General features: G+C 43.1%; 14 protein-coding genes. 3 read left to right on the forward strand and 11 right to left on the reverse strand.

Annotated features, from left to right (window positions below; all coding sequences use genetic code 11):
- Positions 1-26 precede the first annotated feature (26 nt).
- The 5 genes from ACYQ3Q_RS21015 to ACYQ3Q_RS21035 form a co-directional block, all read right to left on the reverse strand.
- A complete protein-coding gene (locus ACYQ3Q_RS21015) occupies positions 27-1,973 on the reverse strand; it encodes a sigma-54-dependent Fis family transcriptional regulator (protein WP_459930454.1) in 1,947 nt (648 codons plus the stop codon).
- A gap of 392 nt (positions 1,974-2,365) precedes the next feature.
- The gene (locus ACYQ3Q_RS21020) at positions 2,366-3,016 is read right to left on the reverse strand and encodes a cobalamin B12-binding domain-containing protein (protein ID WP_034141794.1); all 651 of its coding nucleotides are present in this window, start codon (positions 3,014-3,016) and stop codon (positions 2,366-2,368) included.
- Between the two features lie 300 nt (positions 3,017-3,316).
- Positions 3,317-3,484 carry a hypothetical protein gene (locus ACYQ3Q_RS21025; protein ID WP_459930455.1) on the reverse strand — a complete coding sequence of 56 codons (168 nt, stop codon included), beginning with the start codon at positions 3,482-3,484 and terminating at the stop codon, positions 3,317-3,319.
- 405 nt (positions 3,485-3,889) lie between these two features.
- Positions 3,890-4,399 carry an AmiS/UreI family transporter gene (locus ACYQ3Q_RS21030; RefSeq protein WP_459930456.1) on the reverse strand — a complete coding sequence of 170 codons (510 nt, stop codon included), beginning with the start codon at positions 4,397-4,399 and terminating at the stop codon, positions 3,890-3,892.
- Positions 4,400-4,884: 485 nt separating this feature from the next.
- A complete protein-coding gene (locus ACYQ3Q_RS21035; protein WP_459930457.1) occupies positions 4,885-5,379 on the reverse strand; it encodes a rubrerythrin family protein in 495 nt (164 codons plus the stop codon).
- A 269-nt stretch (positions 5,380-5,648) separates the two neighbouring features.
- On the opposite strand from ACYQ3Q_RS21035, the gene ACYQ3Q_RS21040 reads away from it, so the two are divergent.
- From ACYQ3Q_RS21040 to ACYQ3Q_RS21050, 3 genes are all read left to right on the forward strand, one after another.
- On the forward strand, positions 5,649-8,012 hold the full coding sequence (locus ACYQ3Q_RS21040) for a sigma 54-interacting transcriptional regulator (protein WP_459930458.1): 2,364 nt from the start codon (positions 5,649-5,651) through the stop codon (positions 8,010-8,012).
- Between the two features lie 215 nt (positions 8,013-8,227).
- Positions 8,228-8,704, forward strand: a complete 477-nt coding sequence (tnpA, locus tag ACYQ3Q_RS21045; RefSeq protein WP_459927517.1) for an IS200/IS605 family transposase — start codon at positions 8,228-8,230, stop codon at positions 8,702-8,704.
- A 487-nt stretch (positions 8,705-9,191) separates the two neighbouring features.
- Positions 9,192-10,553: a short-chain fatty acid transporter gene (locus ACYQ3Q_RS21050; RefSeq protein ID WP_459930459.1), complete on the forward strand. Its 1,362-nt coding sequence runs from the start codon at positions 9,192-9,194 to the stop codon at positions 10,551-10,553.
- Between the two features lie 98 nt (positions 10,554-10,651).
- Here the strand turns inward: ACYQ3Q_RS21050 and ACYQ3Q_RS21055 are convergent, their stop codons facing one another.
- From ACYQ3Q_RS21055 to ptsP, 6 genes are all read right to left on the reverse strand, one after another.
- A complete protein-coding gene (locus ACYQ3Q_RS21055; protein WP_459930460.1) occupies positions 10,652-11,521 on the reverse strand; it encodes a carbon-nitrogen hydrolase family protein in 870 nt (289 codons plus the stop codon).
- A gap of 5 nt (positions 11,522-11,526) precedes the next feature.
- A complete protein-coding gene (locus tag ACYQ3Q_RS21060) occupies positions 11,527-11,655 on the reverse strand; it encodes a hypothetical protein (protein WP_459930461.1) in 129 nt (42 codons plus the stop codon).
- Between the two features lie 81 nt (positions 11,656-11,736).
- Positions 11,737-12,384 carry a 3-oxoacid CoA-transferase subunit B gene (locus tag ACYQ3Q_RS21065; protein WP_459930462.1) on the reverse strand — a complete coding sequence of 216 codons (648 nt, stop codon included), beginning with the start codon at positions 12,382-12,384 and terminating at the stop codon, positions 11,737-11,739.
- Positions 12,377-13,051, reverse strand: coding sequence for a CoA transferase subunit A (locus ACYQ3Q_RS21070; RefSeq protein ID WP_459930463.1), 675 nt, complete (start codon positions 13,049-13,051; stop codon positions 12,377-12,379). Before ACYQ3Q_RS21070 ends, ACYQ3Q_RS21065 begins: the two co-directional genes overlap by 8 nt.
- A 147-nt stretch (positions 13,052-13,198) precedes the next feature.
- Entirely contained in the window at positions 13,199-14,080 is an 882-nt protein-coding gene (gene hprK, locus ACYQ3Q_RS21075) for an HPr(Ser) kinase/phosphatase (RefSeq protein WP_459930464.1), read from the reverse strand.
- A 108-nt stretch (positions 14,081-14,188) separates the two neighbouring features.
- Positions 14,189-15,889, reverse strand: a complete 1,701-nt coding sequence (gene ptsP, locus ACYQ3Q_RS21080; RefSeq protein ID WP_459930465.1) for a phosphoenolpyruvate--protein phosphotransferase — start codon at positions 15,887-15,889, stop codon at positions 14,189-14,191.

The following is a 15,889-nucleotide window of genomic DNA, read 5'->3' on the forward strand; positions in this document are numbered from 1 at the left end:
GTGCATTAGTGTGAAGTTGAGTGCATTCAATTAATGCTGGCATTCTGGCGTAATTTACGGTACAAAGTGTTACGCCCAATACCCAAGATCTTAGAAGCTTGGCTAACATTATCATTGCACATGGTTAAGGTTTTGCGAATCATGTCGGCTTCGTATTGACGTAAAAGCAGCCCATTAGCAGGATTAAGAGTTGTTACTTGTTGTCCGGTTATTCGGGCTGGTAGATGCTGGGGCAGCAAGAGACCACCATCAGCAAGAAAAAGGGACTGTTCGATCACATTTTCAAGTTCTCTTACATTACCAGGCCAAGAATAGCTTTGTAACGCCTCATAAAATTCTCGGGAAATTTCCGTACCATCTAGCTCGAGTTTTTTACCTATTTTTTGTATTAAATACTTTGCCAAAATACTGATATCACAGCTGCGTTGCCGTAAACTTGGTATTGTTAGGGAAATTACGTTTAGTCTATAAAAGAGATCCAACCTAAAGTTTCCTTTTTCTACCTCTTGGGCTAGGTTTCTATGGGTAGCTGCAATGACTCTAGTATTGACCGGGATAGCTCGTTCACTTCCAATTCTGCTGATTTGTCTTTCTTGCAAAACCCTTAATAGGCTAGCCTGAATTTCAAGAGGCATGTCACCAATTTCATCCAGGAAAATGGTTCCACCACTAGCCAACTCAAACTTACCTGGACGCCCACCTCGACGTGCGCCAGTAAATGCCCCATCTTCATATCCAAAAAGCTCACTTTCGACCAATCCTCTGGGTATAGCAGCGCAGTTAACAACCACAAATGGACTATTTTTGCGGGCACTATAATTATGTATAGCTTGAGCAAAAAGTTCTTTACCTGTTCCACTTTCTCCTTCAAGTAAGACTGTACTCCCGCTACGGGCTACTTTTTGAGCTCTATTAATTGTTACAAGTAGTTTGTCATCTGAACCTATGATATCATCAAATGTTAAGCTTGCTTGAGCCCCAGCTATGCTATTAGCCAATCTATGAACCGTATTAATTTCACGAAGAGTAGCTATAACACCATTAACTGAACCGTCAGTAACGATAAAGGGTTTGCAGTTTAATGTAAACCTTCGGTGCACACGACCGTTTTCCCAAGCAACCTCTCGTTCGGCGATGGTCCGACCAGTCTTTAATACATCCAAAAGAATAAAATCTTTACCAAAAATTTCCTCAGCTGGACGACCGAGGCAATTTTCTGGGTTGAGACCAAGGATTTTACCTCCAACGGGATTCAAGTTAACAATTAAACCTTCTCCGTTAATATAAATTAAGCCCTCAGACATAGTTTCCATGATTGTTTTGACATGACTATAAGCAAAAGCTAGCTTGCTAACTTCAGTATTATATAATATTTGATTTTCAATAGCTCGAGCTGCTGCTACTACTATACCTAGACTATGGGGATGGTAATCTAGGTAAATGCCGAATAATACAAGCACTCCCAGTAATTCTTTATTTGGTCCTAAAACAGGTGCTGCCGCTCCGGTCAAATCATGAAAGACTCGGCAATAGTGCTCAGTTGCGAAAACTTGTAAAGGTTTCTTTTCAATGAGAGCCAAACTAATTGCGTTAGTACCTATTGAGATTTCACTCCAATCTACTCCTTTTGCAAATCCCAGGTGTTTTACCTTTTGCTTCACTACCGGATCACCCAAGACCTCTAGTAACACTCCGCGGTTGTCAGCTAAAATAACCAAAAAGCCCGAACCTTTAACGAAATTATACAAATTATTCACAAAAGGCGTAGTGAGTGAAATCAGTTCTTGCTGTGGTTTAGCCAATATCTCTTGCTGATTAAGTAACTGATCAATTTGTGCATAAGGATTAAGCCGTCGGTCCCAACAGCGCTGCCAAGAATTCGCAACGGCTTCTCTAATAATATAAGGCTCAATTTCAGAATTTTCAATGAATTTTGACCAGGCTGATTTTATTCTCTCTGCTTTATGTCTCATGTTAGCACACCGCACTTACCTTAAGATTCAACTCCACTGCCTAAGAAAATTAGAGATGCTAAGTATATTTTATCATATAAAAAATACTTTTGTTAGAAATTAGGCAAATTTTCAGAAACTATGGTAAATAATAGTAATCGATAATTCTTTACTATTATGAAGAGAAACCTTTTTCATGATCATAAGGCTCTTAACGACTTCACTGAACACATCCGCTTTCAAAGTCATTTTGAGTGTGCAACAATATATGCGAAAAGAACCCTATCTCAATGACCCCGCACTGAAAATACCTCTTTCAGACTATGGAGACTGGCTGTCATCACCCAAGTTTCTACTTAAATAGCCTATTTTACGGCCTTACCATAACTAAGAATACTCATCGATTAACTTTACTAAGAAATACTTTTCAACGAGGCAATCATATTAATGGCATCTTTGAGCGCATTGTTGGCATCCCGGGCATAGCCGTCAGCACCCCAACGCGAAGCTATATCACTGGTTACCGGCGCCCCGCCAATCATAATCTTACACTTGGGATTCTTTTCCTTGATCTTTTCAATAATTTCTTTCATCCCCACCATCGTCGTGGTCATCATTGCCGAGAGACAAACCATATCTGAATCCGTTTTCAGTTGCTCCTCGACAAACTTGTCAAGAGGTACGTCCCTTCCAAGGTCATGAACTTCGAAGCCGGAGGCATCAAACATCATGCGAACGATGTTCTTGCCTATGTCATGCACATCGCCCTGGACAACGCCCATTACGACAACCCCTTTTGAGGCACCTTCTTTTTTAGACATATGGGGTTTAAGAATGTTCAGTCCAACGTACATAGCGTCAGCGCACATTAACATTTCCGGTACGAAATACTCTTGTTCCTCGTACAGACGACCGACTTCAACCATGCCAAGTACCAGTCCGTCAAAGACCGCTGAATGCGGATTGACGTTTTGGGCCAAAGCTTCATTGGCCGCATTACTGACTGCATCCTCGTCGTAATCGATAACCCCTTGTTTTAGCCGATCCAAAATTTCTTGGGACATTGTTTAAACAACTCCTTCATTTAATAATTTAAAAAGCAAAATTAAACTAAAGGACCTTTAGTGTAAACTGTTTTTTCTGTGGCTAAATATATAGGCAAAAATCAACCCCGTTACCGGGTTAGCTTTTATTTGAAGTAGCCAGGTCAAGGTATTAGGGCTGGAACCACCACATGACTTTTTCAACTCTCACCCTGCTACCATACTCTTAGTTATATTTCTCTCTCAGTTCCTGCCAACTAAAGCCATTTGATACGTCAGATATCATTTTAGGAGCTTGCTGAGCATCTTTGCCATAGACCCCTAACTTGTAAGCAGTGACTTACTCGTTAGATACCGCTCCACCGCCACAAACAAACGGTATATCGATACCGCATGAGTCAATTGGTTCGATATTTTCTCAAAAGCGGTCATTGTGGTGGTCATCAGGGCTGTCCCTGTTACCTGAGCCAACCGAAAAACCCTAGCCATAGGTTATTGGATTTTTAGCTGAACCGAAGATCATTTCGGCTGCACTGCCATAAGCCATTTTGTCATACCTTGCCATTGTTTCATCTCCTCAACATTTATTTTGACTAAATTTTAGGATTCATACGTAACGTCTTTAGTTACTTTCACCTCCATTTGGTTTGTAACCCGTCCCGTCTACTATTTATACATGCAATGTTTATGCCAATATTCAGAATTGTTAAACTACTGCTGGCCCTGATCTTTGTCTAACCCTAAAAAAAAGGATGTTCCACAATGGAACACCCCTTCCTAACGCGCTCTTAAATTTCCTTATTATCCAGTCTTTGTAAGAAGTGTTCCATTATGGAACAATTATCCATAATGGAACACTTCTTACGTCGCTTTTCATAATTATTTTTAACAAATTTAAAATGGAAGCTTTCCAAAAACCATTAAATTATAAGCAGGAATCCAAAGTCCAACCACTGTCCAAGCAATTAAAGACCAAGCCAGACCTTTGGCAGGGAATTTACCATAGGCATTTAACCAGACTTCTAACGTCAGAACCACATAACCTACGCACGCTAAACCTAAATAGTTACTTTTTGCTACTAGACTTGATCCACTAAAAAATATTATTGCATAAATGCTAGAAATTATTGCGACAGTTAAGGCAACATTACCTATAGATCTCATGTCTTCTAAACCCGTCAAAAGCGCATAAGAAACAGATAAATAAAATACCGCGTGAGCAAGAAGCAATCCGCCTGTCAATGGATCTTTAAAGTACGATGACTGAATTATAGCTCCAATGACAACTATAATTCCTACAAAACTAGTAGCCGCACCAGTTCCTTTTGGCTCACCATAACCCAAAAAGAGTAATGCAACAGGCAACCACATAACACCTATCACAACTAATAATGCTGTTGTCATACTAATCTCTCCTTTCTCCTACTTAGGGATGCATCTTTGCCATTGTTTCATCTCCTCAACATTTATTTTGGCTAAACTTAAGGATTCAAACGTAACGTCTTTAGCTACTTTCACCTCCATTTCTTTATGACTAGTTCCTTCTACTCTTATACATGCAATGTTTATGCCAATATTCTGAATTGTTTAACTATTGTAGGCCCCGGTCTTTGTCTAAACCTAAACTAACAAAGGTTGTTCTGCGATGGAACAACCTTTGTTAGTTAACGCTTAAAGTGCCTTATTATCCTGTCTTCGTAAGAAGTGTTCAAATATGTAGCAGCTATCCATATTTGGAACACCAATTTAGCCGCTTGTCCTTATAGTTCGTTTTCGACCTAAGTAAATAAAAGAATCCCCCCTAGTTAAAGGTGAGGATTTGAGACTAGGGATTACATCTTAACTTGTATAAAGCAATCATGTGGCAGTTCATCCATTGAAGCCAATTTCTAATACTTAATGAATTTGGTTCCCAAAGTACCGCAAGAAAAACATCTTTCGGGCACTACCTTCTCAATGTTTCCGCAAATAGGACAAAGATAGTAGAATACTTCTTCCTCCTGCTCCAGATTATCTAGTGCTTCTTTATATAGTCTTGCATGAACCTCTTCGGCCTTTAGAGCATATGTAAACGTTCGCACTGCAGCTTGATTTCCTTCTTCTTGTGCCACTTTTAAAAATTCTGGATACATGCTTTGGTATTCATGATTCTCTCCATTAACTGCATCGTTTAAATTTTCTACTGTTGATTTAATCTTACCGGCAACCTCGAAATGCTTTTGGGCATGAATGGTTTCGGCATCTGAAGCTGCTTTGAAAAGCTTCGCAGCATTCTTTTTACCATCTGCTTCAGCTTTTTTAGAGTAAGCAATATATTTTCGATTAGCCTGAGATTCTCCAGCAAAAGCTTCCATTAAATTCTCTAATGTTTTTTGGTTATCCATAAAGTACCCTCCCATATAGTTCTTAATTATCGTTGATAAATAATATACCACAAAACAAACGTAATTGACTAATGGCTCAAGGGAAAACAAGGGGAAGGAAAAGAAAACAAGGGAACAGGTTAGTTGTTTTGGCTTCCAAATCCAAAACACTGAACCTGTCCCCTTGTTTCAACTTTGTGGTGCAAAATCGCACCCACAAACCCTTGCCATTTTTAAGAGCTGTCAAGGATGAGTTCTAAAGCAAATTCACGATACTATTTACGGTTTCTTTGTCTTCTACATACTTGACGCTGATCGTTCCCTTGATCCGTAACAGGCAAGTCATTGGTTACACTTGGGCTAATGAACTGACAGTGAGTATCTGGAAACAAATAATGGCCATGACAACTGTAATGTATCTAGCTTTAGGCTTTGCTTTAACCGTAGGTTTAGGTACCGCTTTACCTCTCGCCAACCAGATCTCCAATTCCATTCAACGTATTATCACTGGTCTTAGGAGACTCCGTGATGACTTAACCTATCGCTTGCCGGAAACTGCAGCTGAATTTGGCGAAATTACCCTAGCTATTAACAAAATGGCTCAAAGTATAATGAATACCCGTTCCCATACCGAAATCATCATGCAAAGCATGGCTGACGGTATTATTACCGTAGATGTTGAAGGCAGGATTACTGCCCTTAATGATGCTGCCTGCACTATCACCGGATTATCCAAGGATTCCCTAGCCGAGAAATTAATAAGTTTCTTTGGGAATAACCTTTCATTTAGTGACCCATTGCTTGAAACTATAAATAAAGGCAAAATTTTCATTGGCTACCAAGTAGAGCTCTCGCGTCCTGATGACGCTACCGTCCTCATCAGTGTAAGCACGTCCCCATTGAAGAATGGAAAGGATATTCTGGGGGCAGTGGTCGTATTTAAAGATCTGACAGAGCGCCAAAAACTTGAAGAAAGGGTCAGTAAAATTTCCCATTTGGCTGCAGTCGGGGAATTGGCAGCCGGTGTAGCACATGAAATCCGAAATCCACTTGCAGCTATCTCAGGGAGCGTTCAAATAGTTTTAGATGAATTACCCCCCGATAATTCTTCCCGGGTTTTCGGAGATGTGATTATCAAAGAGATAAATCGCCTTAATTCCATCGTGGAGGACCTTTTGTACTTTGCTAAGCCCTCAAAAAACAATGTGATCATGGTAAACCCTAATGAACTGTTACAGGAAACCCTTACGTTACTAGCGCCGATTATGAAAAGAAACTCCGTATTATTACAGCAAGAACTAGATCCCTCAGTAAGTTGGGTTTATGTGGATAGTGAACATATCAAACAGGTGTTGGTTAACTTGCTATTGAACGCTGTTCAGGCCTTGCCAAATCAAACTGGGAAAGTTATCGTATCTTCTGTTTCCGCTGCGGAGGGTGTGAAAATAAACATCGAAGATAACGGAACTGGTATCTTGTCGGAAAACCTACCCCGGATTTTCGATCCTTTTTTCACAACCAAGGATCGAGGAACGGGTCTAGGATTGGCGGTAAGTTCCAAGATCATAGAAATCCATCATGGACATATTTGGGTTGAGAGTAAAGTAGGTGAAGGAAGCACCCATATAAGAAAACTAACCCAAGATCTCGAATACTTAACCGAACAGGTGCGTACATTGAGCCGGGTAACATCCGGACCGGGTCAGCTTATCGGCAGAAGCCCCAAGATCCAAGATGTATATAAAAGCATCGGTAGGGTTGCTGCCTCCAAAGCCACTGTTTTACTTACCGGAGAAAGTGGTACAGGTAAAGGTATGGTGGCACGAACAATACATTATAACAGCGATCGCTGGCAAAAACCCTTTCTCCAGGTCAACTGCGGGGCGATTCCGGAAGGTCTGCTGGAAAGTGAATTGTTTGGTCATGAACGAGGGGCTTTTACCGGCGCCATATCCCAGCGCCCTGGTAAGTTTGAATTGGCTGAAGGAGGCACCCTTTTTCTCGATGAGATAGCTGAACTTGGCCCTGCCCTCGAGGTCAAACTCCTAAGAGTTTTACAGGAACGGGAATTTGAACGGGTCGGTGGAATCAAAACCTTCAAAACAGATGTTCGCATCATTGCCGCCACTAACCGGGATTTGCCAAAAGAAGTCGAAGAAAAACGCTTTCGCTCAGATTTATACTATCGCTTGAATGTAGTCTCTATTAATCTCCCCCCCTTACGTGAGAGGGACGACGATATAGCCCTCCTAGCAGATTATCTGCTTTCCCGTTATGCTTCCGATATAGGAAGGCAAGGTGTCGTTTTTATTCCGGAAGTTTATACCGTTCTAAGCCGTTATTCCTGGCCAGGCAATGTGCGCGAACTGGAAAATGCGATTGAACATGCTCTGATCATGAGTAACTCCAAAATCATTTTACCGGAGCACCTTCCCTTAGAAATCAGCAAGGAAGAATTCGGAAAACCCGTCACTTTGCATGCGACAGAATGTACAACATTTACTCCCCTGCGAGAGGCATTAGCAGATACAGAAAAAAGGCATATTGCCGAAGCACTCAAACTAACCCATGAAAACCGGGTTCATGCAGCCAGGCTATTACAAATTTCCCGGCGCGGTTTACTTTATAAGATCCAGGAACATGGATTAGCGTGAATCGGAAACGCGTGCCCATTTTGCACGGACAGCGGAAATAAGTACAGAAAAGGCGCACGCAGTAGAAATACTGCGTGCCTTTCTTGTCTAAACGAAAACCACCTGCTATGCAGGTGGTTCCAAAAAGCTTTAGCTATGAGTAGAAAAAACTACCTACCTTTGTTAAAATAGTGCCGGTTTCGTCAGCCGCACTAAGACAAAGGAGGTAGATCCCAATGGATACAGAAAGTTTAGCACATACGCAGTGGAACTGTAAATATCACATAGTGTTTGCCCCAAAATATCGTAGGCAAATAATCTATGGAAAAATCAAAGGGGATATAGGAAAGATAATAAGGACATTGTGTGATTACAAGAAAGTAGAAATCATAGAAGCAAACGCATGTCCAGACCACATTCATATGTTAGTGTCTATTCCTCCGAAACTAAGTGTATCAAGTTTTATGGGATACCTCAAAGGAAAAAGTTCGTTGATGATCTTCGATAGGCATGCGAACTTAAAGTACAAGTATGGGAATAGGCATTTCTGGTGCAGAGGCTATTATGTAGATACAGTAGGGAGGAACAAAAAGGCAATAGAACAATATATCCGTAAACAATTACAAGAGGATATCGCGGCAGATCAGCTAACTATCAAAGAGTTTGTTGACCCGTTTACGGGTGAGCCAGTAGAAAAGAACAAGAAAAAATAGCCCCGCAACCCCTTTAGGGGTAGTTCGGGACAGGGTGCGGTTGGCGAAACTTTCAGCGAGCCTTTAGGCTCAGCCTGTACCCAGCCCTTATAGGGCTAGAGCAAACCACCCGCTGAGCGGGTGGTTGTGATTGTATCATGAAATTATACTTTTTATTGGTTATAAGTGCAGAGAATTGCGCAGCAGAGCTGCATAATTTTTCACACTTATATTATTTTGTCCAACTGTTTCTCATCTCTTAATTACCCACGGAGAGAGAAAATGACTAATTATTGTCTCATGAATATCAGAAAGGATTAATGGAATAAATCTTGCATATATGATACTAATACTCTGAAAATTCTTAAGATAATGACTCTTCTTTAGGATCCGAAAACCTTTAAGAATTTTTAGCTTCAAAGAGTTTTCTTACGGAGGTGATGATTAAACGATTAAATTATATTAGAAGTCAATACAACATAATGATAATGCTAAAGGAGGTTGTTCAATGTTAAATAAAATGTCTAAGTTTTTTGTTAATCTTGTTCAGAAGTACTTACCGGATGCTTATCTGTTTGCCATTGTCCTTACGTTTATAGCCTATATTCTTGCTTTGCTCCTAACCGGTAAAGGTCCGTTGGACTTGATCGGAATGTGGGGTGATGGGATTTGGGGTATTCTCACATTTGCCATGCAGATGATCCTGATTCTGGTTACTGGACATTCGTTAGCTTCCAGTCCTCCGATTAAGAAGATTCTATCGTCCGTAGCCTCCATTCCCAAGACTGGAGCAGGTGCAGCGTTTTTAGTCGTTCTCATTGCCGGGATGGCCAACTTTGTGAGTTGGGGTTTTGGCTTGGTCGTCGCTGCTTTACTGGCAAGAGAACTTGGCAAAAAGGTTAAGGGTAGCGATTACCCATTGCTTGTGGCCGGAGGGTATGCAGGCTTTGTAGTTTGGCACGGAGGGATTTCCGGTTCAATACCTTTGGCTGTGGCCACTAAAGGACACTTGGTTGAAAAACTGACTGGGATAATACCCATGTCCCGTACAGTTTTCTCGGCTGAAAATTTAGTCATCACTTGGTTTCTTATTCTAACTATGCCCGTACTTTTCTACTTAATAGCCAAATCTAAAAAACAGGACGACGTTATTTCGCTTGATCACGATCTCGTGGCTGCCGAGGAGGCCAAAGCCCAATCGGCAGCAACCGCATCACCTCATCTGGCATCGACTGGCCCTACGTTTGCTAGCCGGTTGGAAAATTCGATTATTATCAATATGCTCTTTGCCCTTGGCGGTGTGATTTATCTAGTCCGTCATTTTGCCATGAAAGGCTTTGATCTCAATCTAAATATCGTAATTTTTATTTTCTTAATCCTTGGCGTAATACTCCATCTTAGACCTATTAACTATGTCCGTGCCGTCAATGAAGCGATCAAAGGTGCAGGCGGCATCGCTTTGCAGTTCCCTCTATATGGAGGAATTCAAGGCATCATGGTTACTTCCGGCTTAGCAGCCTTAATCGCCAACGGCTTTGTTTCTTTTTCCAACGAGATTACCTTCCCATTATTTACGTTCTTGGCCGGCGGAATCATTAATCTATTTGTCCCGTCCGGTGGGGGCCAGTGGATTGTTCAAGGGCCAATCAACATTCCTGCTGCGCTAAAACTAGGTGTTGATCCAGCTACTGTCGCAATGAGTATAGCTTATGGCGACCAATGGACCAACATGATCCAGCCGTTTTGGGCTTTGCCACTTCTTGCTATTGCCAAGCTCAATGTCCGCGATATTATGGGATACTGCGTGATGGCCCTAATTTGGGCAGGAATTGTCTTTAGCGCCGGGTTATTGATTTTTCGGTTAATATAAGGGAATAGAATTCATCTCCACTCAAAAAAACACTTAAACCAAAAACTCCGCATCACTTTAATGTAATGCGGAGTTTTTTCAGGATAACATACCACAGATCAAATTTTTCTGTTTTCTCGTTTCAAACATAGTTCACCATAGAACTCAGGCCGACGGTCTTTGAATATATTAAACTCATACTCTCCAGATTTGATGATGGTTTGCTTACTGCGGGCTCTTCCCACTTTGATGTCAGCATAAATTATTTCCTCCTGATCCGAACCGGCTTGGGCCAGAAACCTGCCGTAAGGATCCACGATGGAACTGGCCCCGATAAATGGCATCCCTCTTTCCATACCGACCCTGCTGGAGGCGATCATGAATACCCTGTTCTCTAGGGCGCGGGCAGGAAGCAAAGTATCGATAAAGCTTTCTGAGCCTGAGGGTAAATTGGTAGAATTAACAATAATATCTGCGCCTTGCAAGGCCAAAACCCGACTGGCTTCGGGAAACAGGAGGTCGTAACAGATAATTAATCCAATATTTCCAATAGGGGTGGAATAAACAGTATAAGGTATATCCCCTTTCTCTGAGAATCGATCAGCTCCGAGGTAGATCCGGTGAGTCTTACGGTACTTGCCAATGATCCCCTCAGGTCCGATTAGGACGGTTGTATTAAATAATTTATCCTGTAAATGTTCCAATAAACCGACTACCACGTAGATATCGTACTTGCGGGCTTTATTAACTATTGTTCTGGTGCTTGGTCCGGGGACTTCCTCAGCGTAGATTTTAGCTTCGTGATAGTCGTTAAAAGAATATCCTGTCAATTCAGCTTCAGTAAAGGCAATAAGTTTAGTTCCATTTGCCGCCGCGGCTTCCATCGTTTTCAATACTCTGGCTAAATTGTATGCTTTATTTCCAATAATGGGATTTGACTGAACTACAGCACACTTGAAAACCTGGTCGGCCTGAATTCCTTGCTTCATAGTATTTATTGAAACACTCCTTTCTGCCTTAACTCTTTAAACAAGTCTCCTACTTCTATAAGTGGTCGCTTCTCGCCATCCTTGGCTACAGCGACACTAGGTCGTCCATGACCGTCGGGAGCTGAATTCTGCACAATTCATTATTATACCTTCTAATTCAGTGGGGGAGGGTAGAGACCCCCACTGAATTATCGAGCGAAGCGAGTTCGCTCAAACTAATACTTTTCCGGTATGATTAGTATAGGCTCTGTACATGCTTGCACTTCCTCGAAGGTTAAACCCGGTGCAATTTCTTTAAGCACCAAACCCTTGGAGGTTACTTCGATAACCCCCATATCCGTGACAATCAGATTGACCTGCTTTGCTGCTGTCAACGGTAAAGTGCACTTCTTCAGAACTTTCAGGCCACCATTTTTGGCAACATGCTCCATTGCAACAATCACGCGTCGTGCACCGACTACCAGGTCCATTGCTCCACCCATTCCAGGAACCATCTTGCCTGGAATCATCCAGCTTGCCAAATTTCCTTCTTCATCCACTTGAAGAGCTCCTAACACTGTAGCATCCACATGACCTCCTCTAATGATGGCGAAGGACATGGCACTATCAAAACTGCAACCGCCCGGTAAGATGGTAGCATATTGACCTCCAGCATTAACCATATCCGGATCTTCTTTTCCAGCTTCAGGTGCAGGACCAACACCCAAATAGCCGTTTTCAGATTGAAGGATGATCTTTATTCCTTCGGGTAGGGCGTTAGCAACTTTAGTAGGGATTCCGATCCCTAAATTAACGACATCTCCAGTTTTGAATTCTTGAGCCACTCGTTTAACAAGCCAATCCATTCTTGCTTCCTTATCCAACGTTAGTCACCTCCCGCGGCTGTTTCTGAACTAAATAATCCACAAATATACCCGGGGTCATGACTTCATCTGGGTCGATTTCCTCAACTTCCACGATATGGTCCACTTGAGCAATGACAAGGTCTGCGGCCATTGCCATGATTGGATTAAAATTGCGAGCAGCACGACGATAGACAAGATTTCCAGCCTTATCCGCTTTATAGGCATTTAGTAAGGCTACATTAGCGCGAACAGGGAGTTCGAGAAGATATTCTGTACCATTGACTACAAGCTTCTGTTTCCCTTCCTCCACAATCGTTCCAATCCCAGTTGGGGTCAAAATTCCTCCTAAACCCGCGCCGGCTGCCCGAATCTGCTCGACTAACGTTCCTTGGGGTACCAGCTTGACTTCAAGCTCATTGGCTGACATTTGCCTTCCGGTTTCTTTGTTCGTGCCGATATGGGTTGCAATGAGCTTACTAACGCATCGTTCCACGATGAGTTGAGACATCGCATCCCCGAGGATACCCGTATCATTGGCGATGAGGGTCAGCTCTTTGAGTTCCATCCGACAGACCTCTTCCAGCAGTTGGCTTGGAGCTCCACATCCAATAAACCCTCCGACCATTATGGTCATTCCATTCTCAATCTTACTGATAGCTTCTTCAAGACGTATTACTTTTGTCATTTTGTCAATTTCAACCTCCTTTAGCTCCCCATCTTTGTCCCTATGCATAAGATGCAATTACTATGCCAACAAAACATTGATCTGCCCTTATTTCCTATTAAGTTAAAATTTGGATTTAATAAACATCGGGAGGCGTTTGCAAACGGACTAAAAAGAACGGAATGGGTGTCCTGACGAGGGTATTTGCCTTTGCATCACTGCGACTTCAATGATGGTGGCTAGATTACGCCCCGGACGAACTGGAACGGTGATCTCCGGAATTGAGATCCCTAAGATCTGCCGTGTTTGAGGTGGATCAATTCCTAACCGGTCGTATAACTTTTCTTGCTGCCATTCTTCTAGGTGTACAATAAACTGGATATCTTTTTCGTCTCGTACTGCACCCGCTCCAAATAGGGTCGTCACATCAAGAATTCCTAAACCGCGCACTTCAAGCAAGTGTTTAATCCGAATAGGGGCAGTGCCTCGCAAACTTTCTTCATCGACCCGACGAACTTCCACAGCATCATCAGCCACCAATAAATGACCACTTTTGATTAATTCTAAAGCTGCCTCACTTTTGCCGATCCCACTCTCACCGGTAATCAAAACCCCGACGCCATATACGTCAACTAACACTCCATGCACTAGGGTACGGGGAGCTAACTGATTCGTGAGGTAACGGATTAATAGATAAAAAAGTTGAGTCGTTGATCGGTGAGTTGTTAAGAGAGGTATTTTGCGTTCCTCTGCTAATTCAATAAACTCTCGAGGGATTGCCAAACCTCGGGTGATAATCACGCAGGGGACTCCTGCCACCATCACTTGGGCTAGATGCTCGCGCCGTTCTGTCTCTTCATATTGCTGGATGAGTCCTAACTCAGTCCTCCCATACACTTGCAGGCGCTGGGGAGTCAAATGCACTAAATATCCCGCCAATTCGGCACTCGGACGTTTTAAGCTGTATTCCGAGATTTCTTTGTCTAATCCTTCATGTCCCGCTTGAACCTCAAACTTGAATTCCTCAACTAACTGGCGTACCGTAAGCAATTTTTCACCTTCTTTCTCACAAGAATTAATACAAGGGTTGAATCTCAAGAATTCAACCCTTGTTAAATAGTACCGCCTACCCTAAGAATTATTTAGACCGATATCCAATCATGCACTAAATCTATTTAATTGCTCCATAACCTCTGCTGCAGTGGCACAATCCAGAACTGAGTCCACGAACATCTGCTTGTCCACACCCTCAAAGGTCAACTTGGTCAGAGTCTGACGGACTTTAGGCAATGACCCCGGGGCCATGCTTAGTTCCTTGATCCCCAATGCGGCGAAGAAAGGTGCCAATAAACTGTCTCCTCCGGCCTCACCACAAATGCCCACCCAAATGCCAGCCTTTTCTGCGGCTTGGCTCACTCGGGCAATCATGCCTAATACCGCTGGGTGATGCGGTTGATATAAGTCTGCCAGCTCATTGTTTTCTCGATCTACCGCCAACATATACTGGGTCAGATCATTCGTACCGATACTAAAGAAATCAACCTCTGTGGCTAAACGTTGAGAATTCCAAGCGGCTGCAGGAATTTCGATCATCATGCCTACGTCCAGTTTGCCAATAGCCCATCCTTCTCCTACCACTTCGTCCCGAGCTATCTGGAGCAGTTCCTTAGCTTGGAGCAATTCCTCAAGTGTAGCAATCATAGGAAACATCACAGCTGACGGACCTGCTGCCGAAGCACGCCAGATCGCCCGAAGCTGAACCTTAAATACCTCCGGTCTGCGCAAACACAGGCGCAAAGCCCGTACACCTAAGAAGGGGTTTTGTTCTTTCGGCAGCTCTAAAGCAGGTGCTTTTTTATCCCCGCCAATATCCAACGTTCGGATAACGGTCAAATGAGGTGCACAGGCGGCAATCACTTTGCTGTAAGCCTCTACCTGCTCTTCCTCTGAAGGTAGTTGATCCCCCATAAACAAGAATTCAGTCCTGTAAAGCCCTACTCCCTGCGCTTTAAATTTCTGCACCAACGGCAAATCTTCCGGACTTCCGACATTGGCGGCCAGAACCATATTTCCGAATATCCCAGTCAGACTCTCTTGTTCCTCTTCGCCCGAATCATTTTCTTTAGTAAAGGTAATGCCCTCTGGAGATCGCTTGACAGAACCTTCATCACCGTCTAGTTCAGCCCATGTTAAGTCCGTCAATTCCTCCCATGAAGCGTCAACCCCACTAACCGCCGGGATCCCGTAAGTCCGGGCCAGAATGGCTGCATGAGATGTTTTGCCTCCTTTGCGTACGATAAAACCCAGTACCCGCTCCTTAGGCAACGCAATGGTTTGGGCCGGTGTCAGTTCTTCTGCCACAACGATCCAATCCCCTGTTTCCGGAAAGGAGGCAGCACCAGACCCCTGGGCGCCGAGCAAATTCTGGAGCAGTTGTTCCAGCACATCTTGCACATCGACAGCGCGTTCTTGAAAGTACGGATCAGGGATATTCTGGAGCATCTGAACCGCTTCTGCTGCTACTTCTTTCAAAGCTTGCTCGGCCAGTAAATTTCGAGATTTAATTCTCTTTTGGGCCTCGCCTATAAAGGCAGGATCGGTAAGCAATAGTTTATGGGCCGTAAAGATCTGCGCAAACTCTTCCCCTTTTTCAGTCCGAACTTGTTGCTCGTATTGGGTAAGTCTGTGGTTGGTGAGTTCAACAGCTTTTTGCGATCGTGCCAATTCTTGTTCTGCATCGATCTCACCCTCCTGTTCAAACTCCAACTCTGACGCAAAGGTCCGAAGAAGCCAAACTTTGCCCGCGGCTCGTCCCGCAGATACCCCTAAACCAAGCCAACTGTTTTTATCCATATCCAT

This window comes from Desulfosporosinus burensis, from assembly GCF_054657535.1.

Bases quoted from the DNA above. Each gene is read 5' to 3' on its own strand.
- ACYQ3Q_RS21015 (WP_459930454.1), bottom strand. From the start codon at position 1,973: ATGAGACATAAAGCAGAGAGAATAAAATCAGCCTGGTCAAAATTCATT.
- ACYQ3Q_RS21020 (WP_034141794.1), bottom strand. From the start codon at position 3,016: ATGTCCCAAGAAATTTTGGATCGGCTAAAACAAGGGGTTATCGATTAC.
- ACYQ3Q_RS21025 (WP_459930455.1), bottom strand. From the start codon at position 3,484: ATGGCTAGGGTTTTTCGGTTGGCTCAGGTAACAGGGACAGCCCTGATG.
- ACYQ3Q_RS21030 (WP_459930456.1), bottom strand. From the start codon at position 4,399: ATGACAACAGCATTATTAGTTGTGATAGGTGTTATGTGGTTGCCTGTT.
- ACYQ3Q_RS21035 (WP_459930457.1), bottom strand. From the start codon at position 5,379: ATGGATAACCAAAAAACATTAGAGAATTTAATGGAAGCTTTTGCTGGA.
- tnpA (WP_459927517.1), top strand. From the start codon at position 8,228: ATGGATACAGAAAGTTTAGCACATACGCAGTGGAACTGTAAATATCAC.
- ACYQ3Q_RS21050 (WP_459930459.1), top strand. From the start codon at position 9,192: ATGTTAAATAAAATGTCTAAGTTTTTTGTTAATCTTGTTCAGAAGTAC.
- ACYQ3Q_RS21055 (WP_459930460.1), bottom strand. From the start codon at position 11,521: ATGAAGCAAGGAATTCAGGCCGACCAGGTTTTCAAGTGTGCTGTAGTT.
- ACYQ3Q_RS21070 (WP_459930463.1), bottom strand. From the start codon at position 13,051: ATGACAAAAGTAATACGTCTTGAAGAAGCTATCAGTAAGATTGAGAAT.
- ptsP (WP_459930465.1), bottom strand. From the start codon at position 15,889: ATGGATATGGATAAAAACAGTTGGCTTGGTTTAGGGGTATCTGCGGGA.